This window comes from Paenibacillus sp. PK1-4R, assembly GCF_030369595.1.
Taxonomy (GTDB): Bacteria; Bacillota; Bacilli; order Paenibacillales; family Paenibacillaceae; genus Paenibacillus.
On sequence record NZ_CP126535.1, the window covers coordinates 4,705,226 to 4,717,898 of the forward strand.

The following is a 12,673-nucleotide window of genomic DNA, read 5'->3' on the forward strand; positions in this document are numbered from 1 at the left end:
AAAGAAGCCTTACATTGTAAGACTTCTCGTGTATGATCTGTAGTGGGCTCGAACCACTGACCCCTACCCTGTCAAGATAGTGCTCTCCCAGCTGAGCTAACAGATCATGATATATAATTGTTTCCCAATCAGGTAACAGTATCATATCAAGTAACCGTGTTCATTGTCAATAATTTATTTAGTTATAATTCACCTGAAATGGAGCACAATAAAGGAAAGATTACCATATCAGCAACGAGGTGAATTCCCTATGAGAAACATAACAAAACGGTCAAAATCCAATAAACATACATTTACCAAATGCTTCTTTCTCTTTGCTGGGCTTATGATTCTCATTACCACCTTTACTGGTTGCGGCCTGGAGCGGGATGAACATACGGTTCAATTCCAACAGTTAAATCAACCCAATGAGAATGTTGAATCTCTACCCGTCTGGCTGGACGTATACTCCAAATCTGTAATTCAAGATGTATATTCTCCGCGAGGAAGCAGTGAAGTCTTGCCGTGAAGGTTAACAGGTGAATCACTCGTCTTCATCCCACTTGCGTGAGTATGCTTTCTTCGTAACGAAATACAACAGAGTAATCATTCCCGCCGACATTAACAATGTAATTACCATGATGCCTGTCATGCCCATCACTACCCCCTCCTCTCCCATTATGTTCCAGACTTCACTATACAGGAAAAACATTTTTTTGTATAATTCAGTCTGATATGTCGCGCAAGAGCAGAAAGAAGGAATGGAATTGGCAGCTGAGATTAGTTATGTATCGACAGAAGAACAACTGGAGCAAGCCTTGGGAATTCGCCATCACGTTTTTGTGATCGAGCAACAGGTGCCTGCCGAGATTGAGATTGATCAATATGATGTCATCAGTCCAGATGTGCATCATGTATTGTTAAGTACGGATGGCCAAGCTGTAGCCACAGGACGTCTGATCTATTACAGCAAGGATACGGCCAAAATGCAGCGGATCGCGGTGCTTGAGTCTCATCGTTCATTTGGTTATGGACGTGTGCTTCTGCTCGCGATGGAGGAGCTGGCACGTGAACTCGGCTTATCCTATTCTGTACTGGATGCTCAATGTCAGGCACAGAAATTCTATGAAAAACTGGGTTATGAAGTGATTTCGGAAGAACCTTTTTATGATGCAGATATTCTGCATGTTCGTATGAGAAAGAGCCTGTAAAACCTCGGCGTTGGCAGGTCTTATCAGCATATGGTGCATACTTCCGATGAATTCGGATAGGCTAATCAGGTAAGCAGATTCCTATCTCGTCATATAAGGAGAGTGTGACATCATGGATCAAACGACACGCGAGAGTTTCACAGCCGTACAGAAAAATGGCGACGGTGACCTGACAGCATTTCAGACTTCAGCAGGACGTGTACTGGATTATCAGCAGGCACTTGCAGAAGTAAAGGCTGGCGCTATTGCTGGTGTGAATGTATTTAAAGGCAAGGATGGCGAAATGTACATTCGCGGCGATGCCGACGGTGACCCCACCAACAACCTGGACCAACTTCCCCATTTCTAAATAGATGTACATGTCGTATGTGTGACACAGTAAGCGCCGATCCGGATATCCGGGTTGGCGTTTTCTTATTAGAATTAGTAGTCCGTAAAATATTTTACGGACTCAACGGAAGGCTGGCTTTTGCGAATCGGCTGTTGTACCTGTTCCCATGCCTGCAAAATCTGTATCCCTTCGAGAGTAGACCGATTCTCCCACGCGATGTGCCCGGTGCGTTCAAGCTCCAGCAATGACTCATGAATGTAAGCTCTGCTTCGTCCCGTCTTGGTCTCCAGTTCATCCATACGCGGCAGCCTGCGCCGTTGTCCTGCATAGTTCACCATAATACGTAAAATCTTGCGTTCAAAGTCGTTCAGCATACTTTACCTCCCCATTAAGGTCCTTAACAGGACGCCATGCCAGAATACCTTGCTCCAGAAAGGTTCGGGGTGAGCCTTCTTTTCCCGCTGATGCTCTAATCATCCCGCCACGTACACTGTTAATTCGAATCTGTCGCTGCGTAATCTGCCCTGCACGATCCATGTAGACAAGCTCCACCATCTGGCCAATATATTTCCCTAGCATAATCATCCCTCCGATAAGAACATTTGTTTGTATTTCATATTATATGCGAACATAAGTTCTTTATTCAATAGTAAAAAAAGGATTTTGTAAAATAAAAAAACCAGACTTTCACCTTAATGATTAAGGCAGTCTGGTTCATAACGGATCAGTGTCGATCCGATTCCGAAAATTGTACTTTCTTTAACTGTTGTGTAGATGGATTAAAGTCAACATTCACATAAACTGCAAATTGTTTGCCGTCTTTCGCACGAACCCATAGCTTGAACTGTTCCCGTGATTGATCCGCTGTTAGAGAGGTGCGTCCGATATGCTTATAGTCCAAAATATCCACATTATACTTGGTCTGTGTTTCTTTGACCGCAATAATTCCCCACTTCGCATAATCAGGGATAGTTCCACCTGTTCCTGATGTAATTCCGGCTAAACTCAGGACTACCGACATGACGGTAACGATGAGCATTCTCATTTCACTCACTCCTTGGGACATTATGTTTCTGTTATATTGCCCGTCCGGGTTTCATTTTACACGAATAAACGAAAGATCCAGGCCAGTGGCCGTAGGGAAAAAGGAACCACATGAACAAGCCGGTCAAACGAATCAGGAGGCTCCGTCCGGAAGCTCATTCCCCAGTCACCCGAGAAAACGTGTTGTTGCGTCTGCATTTCCTGAGGACGTTCCAACCCGTATTTCTTTTCAAGTAACTGCCTCGTTGCTTCATCCACCTGAACCTCGTTCGTAACGACATATGCTGTGGCAGGCTCGCTGCTTATGTATATCAGAATCATTAGAAACATCAAAATCCCAACTATTTGTATCCAACGCTTGTTCATCTCTTACTCCTTTATGGATTCATGACTCTCTTCTCTTGTATGTGAAGACTCGTTTGAATGTTTGATTATACATAAATTTGACCGTATTGGAAATAATAAATGGAAGAAGAGTTGAGACATAACGTTATACAATGCTTAAGTCCCATTTGGTTGATTTTTTGTTTGAAAAATCCAATAGACGTGTAATAGGCCATGACAGAGAGACTTCACAATCTGAAATTCTACACGATCTGCCATACCAATTTGAGGAGGTTACACCCGAATGTTCAAACGCTTGGATGAAATCCTGATTGAGATTCCCAATGTCGAGAAGCCAGATCCGAATGCTGCGGCAGCCATACAAGAATTGCTCGGCGGCAAATTCGGAGAAATGTCAACGTTGAACAACTACCTCTATCAATCGTTTAATTTTCGATCCAAAGAAAAGCTGAAGCCCTTCTATGACCTCGTCATGAGTATTACCGCCGAAGAATTGGGTCATGTTGAGCTCGTGTCTCATGGCATTAACAAGTGCCTCAGAGGTTCAACCGAGTACAAAGAACCCGACGATACGCCGCTAGGTTCCGTAAAAGATGCTCGTCTGTCGTATCACTATCTGGCAGGTGCACAAGGCGCAATGCCTTTCGACTCTATGGGTAATCCATGGACGGGAGCAAACGTCTTCAACAGTGGCAACCTGGTCGAGGATCTGCTGCATAACTTCTTCCTAGAATGTGGCGCTCGTACCCATAAGATGAAAGTATATGAGATGACGGATCACCCGGCAGCCCGGGAAGTGGTTGGTTTCCTGCTGGTACGTGGCGGCGTTCATGTTGTCGCATATGCAAAAGCACTTGAGATTGCAACTGGCGTAAATGTGACCAAGCTGGTTCCTATCCCTTCACTGAACAACAAAGCCTTCAACGAGGCTCGCAAATATGAAGAAAAAGGGGTACACACCAAGCTGTACACCTATAGTGATAAAGATTTCAACACAATCGGCCAGATCTGGAAAGGAACTCATCCCGAAGATGGACAACCCCTGGAAGTCATTCAAGGGATACCAAAAGGATTCCCGATTCCGGAAGCTCCTGCGGTCGAGGAAGAATTCGCACCAGGTATATCGCAAGAAGACTTCAAGGAAATTGCACGTCGCCTGAAGATGGCTGGGAATATTGCGGATTAAATCGAAGTTGTACAGGAGATGTGTAAAAATAATAGAGCCCTCGATACTGTCAACGCAGTATTGAGGGCTTTGCTGTCTTCTATCCATCATTAATCCCCGCAAGGTGATTCTGAAGGTAAGACAACTTCGATTTTTTAAGTTAATCAGCGTCTTCAATTGAATGTCTGTTGATCATCTGCCAGAGCTCTTCCTCACTATTTAAACGTATAGAATCTGTATATTCCCAACTGAAATAAGGGGCAAGATTTTTACTTACATCTTCCCAGGTTTCTCCTTGCTGTTTCAAAAGAATTCGATCTATTGTTTGAGATATTAATTCGAAGTCCAGTTTATTAACAATAAAGTGCCTTGCACCTATTACGATATCTGTTCCATCTCTAAGTTCTTTTTCTAAAGCTTTCGGAGTTATGATTGTAAAATCAAAATTATCCTCACCTTCAGAATCTTCCGTCCCAATACAGGCTGTCCCTGACAAGTAAAAATCGTCTCCAATATCTTCAGTTTCCGTGAATTGTAACTTGCCATGAATATTCGGATTTCCAGTAATGATAAGATCTTTCAAAATCGGTTTAATCACTTTTCTCACCTCTTAGGCATCTAGTATTTTCCATAAAAAGCTATTTTTTATTGCAATGCTGCGTATTCCATTTTCTCAGATCATCAAGCAGCAGGTTCTATGTATCCAAACTTCCATCTCCACTGCTCTCTCTTTGATGTACCTCCATCTTTTCCAAAAGCTCTACGATAACCTCATCCAAATCCTCAAGTACCTCACTTGGTGTAGGAGATTCCAGTATCCTTACCAAATCCGTCTGTAGCATACTTAGATGAGATATAGGTAATCGATCAATTAATCCGACCAAAATGAAATATTCCCACTGTGGATCTTGGGTTTGCAATACATCCTTAACATGAGGAATTAAATCTTCGCCCAGTCTCAATAGTAGATCCTCTACCGGCTTAGAGATAGGCCAATTCCCGTCTTGCAACCACTCCATAAGTTCTGGAATAATGCCTTTCAACTCTTCATTACTAAATTCATTTAACTTGCTAACTGCTTCAAAATCAGACTTATCGCGGGGAAGACACGCCCTAATATCCATTTAATCTCTCTCCTATTACTCCATTGGCTTTCCATATCTCACTAAGACATGCCAGAGTAATTTCAACTCTTGTAGAACTTCTTTGTAGGTTCCTCTATCGCTCCAATGGCTTGGGTTTCGTTTCAAGTCCATAGCTGCAGAACCAATGATATTTGCATCAATCAAATCACTTTTTGCAATTCTCTTGGCTAGTGAAGGCATCGAAGGACCTCGAAAATCCATAGGAACGTCATTAACTAATAGTGTAAAGCCCATGTGCCAGTGGAGATCAATGGAATACTTTAAACATATCTGCTCTAAGATTCTTCCTGTATGGGTGCCTTTAAATGATGGGTCGGCAACAAGTATCTTTACATCTTTTTCAAGGGAAATATCACCATGAACCTGAGCTTCGATATAATGGTCCAGATTTCGGTTTGGCTCTTGGTTTGATGGATTTTGGAATGGTTTCTCAAGATTGACGTGCATATGATCGATTAACTTTTGAACCGTTAGATTTCTTTCACCAATGGCAAAATTAATATAGAATACATCCCTCATGAGAGCAGCCAAAATGAGGTCAAATTCCTCATACGTCCCCTTTTCCTCAGGGTCTTGGTGAGAATCCAAATATGTATACGTGCAACGTTGAGAGACCTCAGTGGATAAAAGGAAATAACATGATCCAAAACGCGGAGCAGGTCCATCGGGATGTAACATGACATTGAGTGCCCCATACTTGGGCCGTTCGCTATTGGTTGAGCCATTTATTTGGTACGCTCCGCCAAACATTTTATTCTCCCAAACGTCACGTTCACCGCCTGAAAATGCGGATACACTTCCATTCGATAAAAAAGTCTCAAACTGACTTTTATAACCCCCCTGCTCAAGTAGTGCCTCAGCCACGCTTTTCATATTCGGATCTAATCGATCTGGGTGAAAGTGTAGCGCAATACTTGCATGAGATTTTAGTTTATTGATAGCTTTTTCAAATGCCTTCAGCTCGATGTTGGACATACGAAGGATTTCTCTAATGGTTTGCTCCGCCTCATTTTTGCGGCTTTTTGCATAATTGGTTACATGCTCTTGAGCTAATTGCTGAGACCTTGATAATTCCATGCGCGTAAGAGTCCTTTCCCTTTTTATAAAATCATAATACATGATGGACAGTAAGGGAACTTACAGGCGGTTCAAAAATCATGATAGCTTGCAATTAATCTAATCCACATCATTTCTTTCAATTTGAATCATATTCATGTGCAACGCGTGTTCCTCCACCATCATAAAGCTATGAACCCCTTATTCTCCGCCTTGTGTCTTAACTTTCTCCTCATCCTTCACGGTCACATGAACTACTTGCTCTTCATTCGCTGTATTCGCATCTCGCATCTGAATGGTCCATGTCCCTGTATCTGCATCAAACCGTGTGTCCTCTATGACGGGAATATGCATGTTCTCTGTATCAAGTGAATGCAGTCCGCTACGAATCGCATCCGCATCCGTCATGTGCGCACCGTCTGGAGTATTTGGACAAGATACCGCTATCTTTTCTGCTCTGGCCTGCCCAGGATAGGGTTGATTTTCCGGCCCTCCATCCGTCCAGACTTCAACATAGGAGCCGATCTGCGGATCAGGCGCATTGGAGAACCATTTTGCCGGATAATACCGATTTCCTCCTCCGTTCGCACTGAAATCCTCATATGCAGGATCAACCACAAGAATGGAATTGTCTTTGCGTTCAACCACATAACCAGTGAATCCATCTTCACTTGGTGCATTGGCTTGAGCCTGCACAGAGTTGCAATCGATATGTCCTGAACATCCCGTAAGACATACGATTAGGATTGAGAGCAATATGAGGACTCGACGAAGATTGGACATATGTACATCCCCCTTTAGTAACACCTCTTTCTAAATTTAACGTTCCATATCAGTTTATTGTTACAAATACAGCTGTTAGCTCACCCTTAACTTCCTGACGGACCCAGCACCGATCAACCCAAATATTCACTTCTTCATATCCCTTTTGTACACATACCTTCCCCATACCACCAACGCCGCACACAACAAGATCACACAATAAGCCCATACAAAAAACATGGCAAGCCCCAACCCGATGTTAGCATCCAGGCGCTTATCAAAGATCTCTGTGTATAGCGAAAAACCGAGTGGCACGGCGCCAACAATGAAAAGTCCAATGGACCATCCACTCCAGCGTGGAAAACCAGACCCCGCACGAGTACTGGAAAGTTTGCGAATCCCTTGAGTCAGAAGCCACCAAATCAGAATAAATAATAGACAGGTTATAAGAATCTTCAGCATATCGTTCAACTGCATATCGTGTACCTCCTATATCTTGCAAGATGATGAACATATCTTACACGTTAAGCGTTCTCTTTACTATATTACCCGTTTCCATATCCATGATCACAGGCAGATAAGAGCACAGTACCCCTGACCCACACTTGATCATGAAAAAGAAAAAAACGCCACCGTCCTGACTCCTTCCAAGTCAAGAACGATGGCGTTACTTCTCGTATTACATTGTTACATCCACATCGAACAGGTTACGCGCCAAACTGCGCATAGTGAAGGCGGCTGTACACCCCACCTGCTGCGAGTAATTCTTCATGACGTCCCTGCTCCGTAATACCTTGTTCAGCAACGACAATAATGCGGTCTGCATTTTTGATCGTAGCCAATCGGTGAGCAATAACCAGTGTGGTCCGGCCCTCGGACAATTCAGCAAGGGATTGCTGAATCGCCGCTTCCGTTTCTGTATCCAGAGCAGAAGTGGCTTCGTCCAGGATCAGAATTGGCGGGTTTTTCAGGAACATACGGGCAATGGACAAACGCTGTTTCTGTCCACCGGACAGCTTCACGCCGCGTTCACCAATTAACGTATCCAGCCCTTCCGGCATCGATTGAATCAAGGGTTCCATCTGTGCACGTCTGGCGGCCATCCAGATTTCTTCTTCGGATGCATCCAGCTTGCCGTAGGCAATATTCTCCCGAATGGTTCCATCGAAAAGGAATACATCCTGTTGTACAATACCGATCTGGCTGCGCAAGGAGTCCAGTGTCATGTCCTGTATCTCCTGACCATCAATCGTGATGCGACCTTCCAGCACATCATAGAATCGTGGTAGCAGACTGCACAGCGTTGTTTTACCTGCACCCGATGGACCGACGAGGGCCACGGTTTCCCCTGCATGTACATTTAAATCGATACCTTTGAGTACTGGCTCCTGATCCGAATAACCAAAGGTCACTTGCTCATAACGAATATCTCCACGCAAATGGGATACCGCAACGGCCCCTGGACGATCTTCCACATCCGGTTCCATATCGAGCAGCTCCGTATAACGTTTGAAGCCTGCAATCCCCTTGGGATACGTCTCGATAACCGAGTTGATCTTCTGAATTGGTGTCAGGAACACATTGGACAGCATAATGAATGCAATGAACTGACCGTAGGTCATACTGCCATTAATGACAAACCATGTTCCGCATACCAGGACAAAGAGGGATACCAGCTTCATCAGCATATAACTGACAGAAGAGTTCCAGGCCATGATTTTGTATGCGATCAGTTTGGTCTGACGGAAACGACCGTTGTTTACAGCGAATTGTGCTTTTTCATGCTCTTCATTAGCAAAAGCCTGAACAACACGGATACCTGTGATATTGTTCTCAACACGGGCGTTGAAGTCCGCAATATCTCCGAACATTCGGCTGAATGCCTTGGACATTTTACTCCCAAAGTAGAGCGAGAGATAGATAATCAGCGGTACGATAATAAAGGTTAACACCGCCAGATTCCCGTTAATGCTCATCATGATGCTAAATGCACCAATTAGAGTCATGACCGCGATAAATACGTCCTCTGGACCATGATGGGCAATCTCACCGATATCCATCAGGTCGTTAGTCATGCGGGAGACGAGGTGTCCTGTTTTTGTATTATCGAAGAAACGGAACGATAACTTCTGCACATGATTAAACAGACTTTTACGCATATCCGTCTCAATGTTAATACCCAGCTTGTGTCCCCAATAGGTAACCACGAAGTTCAGGAATGAATTCAAGAAGTAGATGCCGAGCAATGCCAGACACGCCCATAGAATCCAGTCCCAGCGGCCGCCTGGCAGCAGATCATCGACTACCCGGTTGACCGCCAGTGGAAAAGCCAGCTCCAGCAGAGCGACTAAAATCGCACAACTGAAGTCAAGAATAAAGAGCTTTTTGTAAGGCCTATAATAGGCAAAGAAACGGCGAAGCATGGACTGAAGTCCTCCTTATGCAACCACACAATGATGATTACGTTCTATTTCGTCTTGCTTAAGAGGTACAGGAAGTATGGCGCACCAATAATGGCAACCAGGATCCCCGCAGGAATCTCCGAAGGCTGTAGTATGACACGACCCAGCGTATCTGCAACCAGTACGAGCAATGAACCGATCAGTGCAGATGCGGGTAAAAGAAATTGATGTTTGGGACCGACCAGACGACGCGCCAAATGCGGTCCGATCAGACCAACAAAACCGATCCCCCCACTTACAGATACACATGAGCCGGCAAGTCCTACAGCAGCCGCAAGCAAAATCAGTCGCTCACGCTCAACCGGAGTCCCGAGTCCGCTTGCAGTCTGGTCCCCCAGATTCAGTACGTTCAATACACGTGCCTTATACAGAACAAGCGGGACAAGAATAATAAGAAACGGTAGCAATGCCGTTACAAATTTCCAGTTCGAACCCCAGATGCTGCCTGCCATCCAGGTAGCTACAAATTGATACTTTTCCGGACTAAGCCGTAACGTAAGCACGATCATGGCAGAACTGATTCCCGCCGCTACCCCGATCCCCGTTAGCAGCATACGCGTAGGCAGGATGCCTTCTCCTTTTTTATAAGAGAGAACGTAGATCAGAAATGCAGCAAAACCAGAACCGATCAGGGCCAGAATTGGTAAAAGAAATACCGGCGCTGCTGTCGTTGTGGGGAAAAAGGAAACAAATAACATGACGACCAGACCAGCACCTGCATTAATCCCGAGGATCCCCGGATCTGCCAACGCATTCCGAGATACTCCCTGCAAAATACAACCAGATAACGCAAGTCCGGCCCCGACCAGCACCGAAATTACAATACGTGGCAGACGGAATTCAAACAGGATCAATTCCTGTTTCGCCGTGCCTCCACCAAACAGGGTTCGCATCACCTCAAGCGGCGAAAGCTTGGTAAAACCTGTGTTCATGCTCACCACAAAAGCCGTAATAATTAATAGGGCAAGCACAATGAGGACAATCGTACTCTTGGTTCTCTTCTTGCGCTCTGCTCCAACTATTGTTGAGGATTCCATCGTTACAGAGTCCTCCTTTCTTTACGCGCCAGATACAGGAAGAATGGTACCCCGATGAGGGCAACCAATGCGCCAATTGGCGTCTCGTACGGCGGGTTAATCATACGTGCAGCCAGATCCGCAAATACAAGCAACAGACTGCCCATCACAGCGGAACATGGAATAATCCAGCGATAATCGACCCCAACCAGCTTCCGCGTGAGATGGGGAATAATGAGTCCAACAAAACCGACCGCACCCACCACGGACACAGCCGTACCCGCGAGAATCAGTACAACAATCAGGCCTATGAGCTTGATCAGCCCAGTACGTTGCCCCAAGCCCACCGCAATATCTTCTCCGAGACTAAGCAGAGTAATGGAACGGGAGATGAGAAGACCTGCGATCAGTGCCGCGAGTACCCATGGGAACATGACCTCAAGTTGAGACCACTTCGTTCCGGCTACACCACCGGCTGTCCAGAAAGCCAGATCTTGTCCAATTCTGAAATATAATGCAATCCCTTCACTGAGTGCCGACAACATCGCTGATACAGCCGCACCTGCAAGTACAAGGCGTAGTGGTGTAAGGCCTGATTTGGAAGCTGCACCAAAACCATACACCAACAGGACACCAAGCCCTGCCCCAAGGAAGGAATACATGATGATATACATAAATGGCAATCCAGGGAAGAAGGCAAAACAAACTGCAAGCGCAAATCCAGCTCCCGCATTTAACCCAAGCAGACCTGAATCGGCCAGCGGGTTACGAGTCATACCCTGCATGATCGCACCAGCTACAGCGAAACATGCACCTACCATTGCTCCTCCAAGGATACGTGGTAATCGAATCTCCCATATGATCTGATGTGGTGTCAGCTCAGGATTGAAATCAAAGATAGCCTTCCAGACTACACTAAGCTTAATATCAGCAGCACCAAATGAAATGGACAACGCCATACCCAGAGCGAGTAGCAAAACTCCCCCTGTAAGAATAAGTGTGGCTGCCCACGGACGAGTGTGTATCTTCGCTGTGGGTGAATCCGGATTATGTTTTTCTGGTGAAGCTTGTGAACTCATACGCGCCCACCCTCGTTATGAGTGGAGCTGCTCAAACCTATGTACATAACAATCACCTCTCTATAAATACCGAACTTTAATGATATTGATTCTCATTCCCATAGACCATTGTAAGTGAATCCACGGGCTCTGGCAATGGACAAATAGGACATGTTTATTGCATATATGAAGATTTGCACACAATTTTACACGCAAAAAGGCTGCGCAAGAGCCAAATAGCTCGAACACAGCCTTATCATTGCATATGTAGAACATGTAAAATACAGACTCGTTTAACGAGCATGTACCGTAAGTAAGGATGCCAGGACATCCGGAACATCAGTAATGATCCCTTGCACACCCATGTCAATCATGGCCTGCATCTCAGCAGGATCATTCACCGTAAATGGATAGGTAACAACGCCATGTGCCAGTGCAGCAGCAACATCTTCTTGTGTCACCGCCAGCTTGTAGGGATGAAGGCCGGTAGCCTCGAGTTTGGCGGCATAATCATAGGGACGATACAACTTTTCCATATATAGAAGTGCTGTACGAATCTCCGGGGCAAGACGTTTACATCTCACGAGCGATGCATGATTGAAGCTGGACAGCACGACCTGTTGCTCCAGATTCCAGTCCCGGATCGCCTGTATAACCATCTCTTCCATCCCTTTATAACTCACAATACCATTTTTCAATTCCAGATTAAGCAGGGTTCCTTTCCCCTGTACCAGCTTAAATAACTCCTCCAGAGAAGGAATACGTTCGCCGGCAAAATCAGCATGGAACCAGGACCCCGCATCCCGTGTGCGCAATTGATCGTAAGTCGTATCCTTAACCCAGCCTTCTGTGCCGCCAGTTCGGCTTAACGTCTCATCATGAATCAGTACCAGTCTGCCATCACTCGTCATCTGCACATCAGTTTCAATGCCTGTTGCTCCAAGCTCCAGACTTCGTTCAAAAGCGCTCATCGTATTCTCCGGGCATACGGCAGATGCACCACGGTGGGCAATAATCTCCATGTTCCTCATTCCAGCGCCTCCTGTGTTCAAGCTTCACTCTATGATCCTTACTATAAACACCGTTTGTTAGACCTGTA

The 12,673-nt window shown here is 45.3% G+C and carries 17 protein-coding genes and 1 tRNA gene; 4 read left to right on the forward strand and 14 right to left on the reverse strand.

From position 1 onward, the window contains the following. Window positions 1–33: 33 nt before the first annotated feature. Window positions 34–106: transfer RNA gene (locus tag QNO02_RS20420), tRNA-Val, on the reverse strand. A gap of 144 nt (window positions 107–250) precedes the next feature. Here QNO02_RS20420 and QNO02_RS20425 point away from each other — a divergent pair. The 3 genes from QNO02_RS20425 to QNO02_RS20435 all read left to right on the forward strand — a co-directional run bounded on the left by QNO02_RS20425 (window position 251) and on the right by QNO02_RS20435 (window position 1,539). Continuing rightward, window positions 251–508 carry a hypothetical protein gene (locus QNO02_RS20425; protein WP_289389820.1) on the forward strand — a complete coding sequence of 86 codons (258 nt, stop codon included), beginning with the start codon at window positions 251–253 and terminating at the stop codon, window positions 506–508. 238 nt (window positions 509–746) lie between these two features. After that, window positions 747–1,190, forward strand: coding sequence for a GNAT family N-acetyltransferase (locus QNO02_RS20430; protein ID WP_036614958.1), 444 nt, complete (start codon window positions 747–749; stop codon window positions 1,188–1,190). Window positions 1,191–1,302: 112 nt separating this feature from the next. After that, window positions 1,303–1,539 carry a DUF3892 domain-containing protein gene (locus QNO02_RS20435; RefSeq protein ID WP_017687389.1) on the forward strand — a complete coding sequence of 79 codons (237 nt, stop codon included), beginning with the start codon at window positions 1,303–1,305 and terminating at the stop codon, window positions 1,537–1,539. A gap of 74 nt (window positions 1,540–1,613) precedes the next feature. Here QNO02_RS20435 and QNO02_RS20440 read toward each other — a convergent pair whose 3' ends face one another. From QNO02_RS20440 to QNO02_RS20455, 4 genes are all read right to left on the reverse strand, one after another. Beyond that, the gene (locus QNO02_RS20440; protein ID WP_289389822.1) at window positions 1,614–1,895 is read right to left on the reverse strand and encodes a hypothetical protein; all 282 of its coding nucleotides are present in this window, start codon (window positions 1,893–1,895) and stop codon (window positions 1,614–1,616) included. Beyond that, window positions 1,879–2,100: a hypothetical protein gene (locus QNO02_RS20445; RefSeq protein ID WP_076328059.1), complete on the reverse strand. Its 222-nt coding sequence runs from the start codon at window positions 2,098–2,100 to the stop codon at window positions 1,879–1,881. The genes QNO02_RS20440 and QNO02_RS20445 overlap by 17 nt, the downstream gene beginning before the upstream one ends. Before the next feature lie 145 nt (window positions 2,101–2,245). Then, window positions 2,246–2,566 carry a DUF3889 domain-containing protein gene (locus QNO02_RS20450; RefSeq protein WP_091028576.1) on the reverse strand — a complete coding sequence of 107 codons (321 nt, stop codon included), beginning with the start codon at window positions 2,564–2,566 and terminating at the stop codon, window positions 2,246–2,248. A 56-nt stretch (window positions 2,567–2,622) separates the two neighbouring features. Next, the gene (locus QNO02_RS20455; RefSeq protein ID WP_249912180.1) at window positions 2,623–2,931 is read right to left on the reverse strand and encodes a hypothetical protein; all 309 of its coding nucleotides are present in this window, start codon (window positions 2,929–2,931) and stop codon (window positions 2,623–2,625) included. Between the two features lie 262 nt (window positions 2,932–3,193). Here QNO02_RS20455 and QNO02_RS20460 point away from each other — a divergent pair, with 262 nt between their 5' ends. Next, complete coding sequence (locus tag QNO02_RS20460; RefSeq protein ID WP_091028571.1) at window positions 3,194–4,096, forward strand: manganese catalase family protein; 903 nt, start codon at window positions 3,194–3,196, stop codon at window positions 4,094–4,096. 139 nt (window positions 4,097–4,235) lie between these two features. Here the strand turns inward: QNO02_RS20460 and QNO02_RS20465 are convergent, their stop codons facing one another. From QNO02_RS20465 to QNO02_RS20505, 9 genes are all read right to left on the reverse strand, one after another. Further along, window positions 4,236–4,673, reverse strand: coding sequence for an Imm8 family immunity protein (locus QNO02_RS20465; protein WP_289389827.1), 438 nt, complete (start codon window positions 4,671–4,673; stop codon window positions 4,236–4,238). A gap of 97 nt (window positions 4,674–4,770) precedes the next feature. Next, window positions 4,771–5,199: a DUF5071 domain-containing protein gene (locus QNO02_RS20470; protein WP_133385512.1), complete on the reverse strand. Its 429-nt coding sequence runs from the start codon at window positions 5,197–5,199 to the stop codon at window positions 4,771–4,773. Between the two features lie 15 nt (window positions 5,200–5,214). Next, a complete protein-coding gene (locus tag QNO02_RS20475) occupies window positions 5,215–6,297 on the reverse strand; it encodes a DUF3626 domain-containing protein (protein ID WP_289389828.1) in 1,083 nt (360 codons plus the stop codon). A gap of 180 nt (window positions 6,298–6,477) precedes the next feature. After that, a complete protein-coding gene (locus tag QNO02_RS20480) occupies window positions 6,478–7,059 on the reverse strand; it encodes a DUF3221 domain-containing protein (RefSeq protein WP_249912176.1) in 582 nt (193 codons plus the stop codon). Window positions 7,060–7,185: 126 nt separating this feature from the next. Next, window positions 7,186–7,515 (reverse strand): hypothetical protein, encoded by a 330-nt coding sequence (locus QNO02_RS20485; RefSeq protein WP_289389831.1) that lies wholly within the window; start codon window positions 7,513–7,515, stop codon window positions 7,186–7,188. A gap of 230 nt (window positions 7,516–7,745) precedes the next feature. Continuing rightward, window positions 7,746–9,461: an ABC transporter ATP-binding protein gene (locus tag QNO02_RS20490; protein ID WP_091028558.1), complete on the reverse strand. Its 1,716-nt coding sequence runs from the start codon at window positions 9,459–9,461 to the stop codon at window positions 7,746–7,748. 44 nt (window positions 9,462–9,505) lie between these two features. Beyond that, window positions 9,506–10,537, reverse strand: coding sequence for a FecCD family ABC transporter permease (locus QNO02_RS20495; protein ID WP_091028555.1), 1,032 nt, complete (start codon window positions 10,535–10,537; stop codon window positions 9,506–9,508). Window positions 10,538–10,539: 2 nt separating this feature from the next. Then, on the reverse strand, window positions 10,540–11,595 hold the full coding sequence (locus tag QNO02_RS20500) for a FecCD family ABC transporter permease (protein ID WP_036614761.1): 1,056 nt from the start codon (window positions 11,593–11,595) through the stop codon (window positions 10,540–10,542). 272 nt (window positions 11,596–11,867) lie between these two features. Further along, window positions 11,868–12,605 (reverse strand): glycerophosphodiester phosphodiesterase, encoded by a 738-nt coding sequence (locus QNO02_RS20505; RefSeq protein ID WP_091028554.1) that lies wholly within the window; start codon window positions 12,603–12,605, stop codon window positions 11,868–11,870. Between the last annotated feature and the right edge of the window lie 68 nt (window positions 12,606–12,673).

What these genes read in the sequence shown, in the direction of transcription:
- QNO02_RS20425 (WP_289389820.1), top strand. Translation starts at nt 251, where the DNA reads ATGAGAAACATAACAAAACGGTCAAAATCCAATAAACATACATTTACC.
- QNO02_RS20435 (WP_017687389.1), top strand. Translation starts at nt 1,303, where the DNA reads ATGGATCAAACGACACGCGAGAGTTTCACAGCCGTACAGAAAAATGGC.
- QNO02_RS20440 (WP_289389822.1), bottom strand. Translation starts at nt 1,895, where the DNA reads ATGCTGAACGACTTTGAACGCAAGATTTTACGTATTATGGTGAACTAT.
- QNO02_RS20445 (WP_076328059.1), bottom strand. Translation starts at nt 2,100, where the DNA reads ATGCTAGGGAAATATATTGGCCAGATGGTGGAGCTTGTCTACATGGAT.
- QNO02_RS20450 (WP_091028576.1), bottom strand. Translation starts at nt 2,566, where the DNA reads ATGAGAATGCTCATCGTTACCGTCATGTCGGTAGTCCTGAGTTTAGCC.
- QNO02_RS20455 (WP_249912180.1), bottom strand. Translation starts at nt 2,931, where the DNA reads ATGAACAAGCGTTGGATACAAATAGTTGGGATTTTGATGTTTCTAATG.
- QNO02_RS20460 (WP_091028571.1), top strand. Translation starts at nt 3,194, where the DNA reads ATGTTCAAACGCTTGGATGAAATCCTGATTGAGATTCCCAATGTCGAG.
- QNO02_RS20470 (WP_133385512.1), bottom strand. Translation starts at nt 5,199, where the DNA reads ATGGATATTAGGGCGTGTCTTCCCCGCGATAAGTCTGATTTTGAAGCA.
- QNO02_RS20475 (WP_289389828.1), bottom strand. Translation starts at nt 6,297, where the DNA reads ATGGAATTATCAAGGTCTCAGCAATTAGCTCAAGAGCATGTAACCAAT.
- QNO02_RS20480 (WP_249912176.1), bottom strand. Translation starts at nt 7,059, where the DNA reads ATGTCCAATCTTCGTCGAGTCCTCATATTGCTCTCAATCCTAATCGTA.
- QNO02_RS20485 (WP_289389831.1), bottom strand. Translation starts at nt 7,515, where the DNA reads ATGCAGTTGAACGATATGCTGAAGATTCTTATAACCTGTCTATTATTT.
- QNO02_RS20490 (WP_091028558.1), bottom strand. Translation starts at nt 9,461, where the DNA reads ATGCTTCGCCGTTTCTTTGCCTATTATAGGCCTTACAAAAAGCTCTTT.
- QNO02_RS20495 (WP_091028555.1), bottom strand. Translation starts at nt 10,537, where the DNA reads ATGGAATCCTCAACAATAGTTGGAGCAGAGCGCAAGAAGAGAACCAAG.
- QNO02_RS20500 (WP_036614761.1), bottom strand. Translation starts at nt 11,595, where the DNA reads ATGAGTTCACAAGCTTCACCAGAAAAACATAATCCGGATTCACCCACA.
- QNO02_RS20505 (WP_091028554.1), bottom strand. Translation starts at nt 12,605, where the DNA reads ATGAGGAACATGGAGATTATTGCCCACCGTGGTGCATCTGCCGTATGC.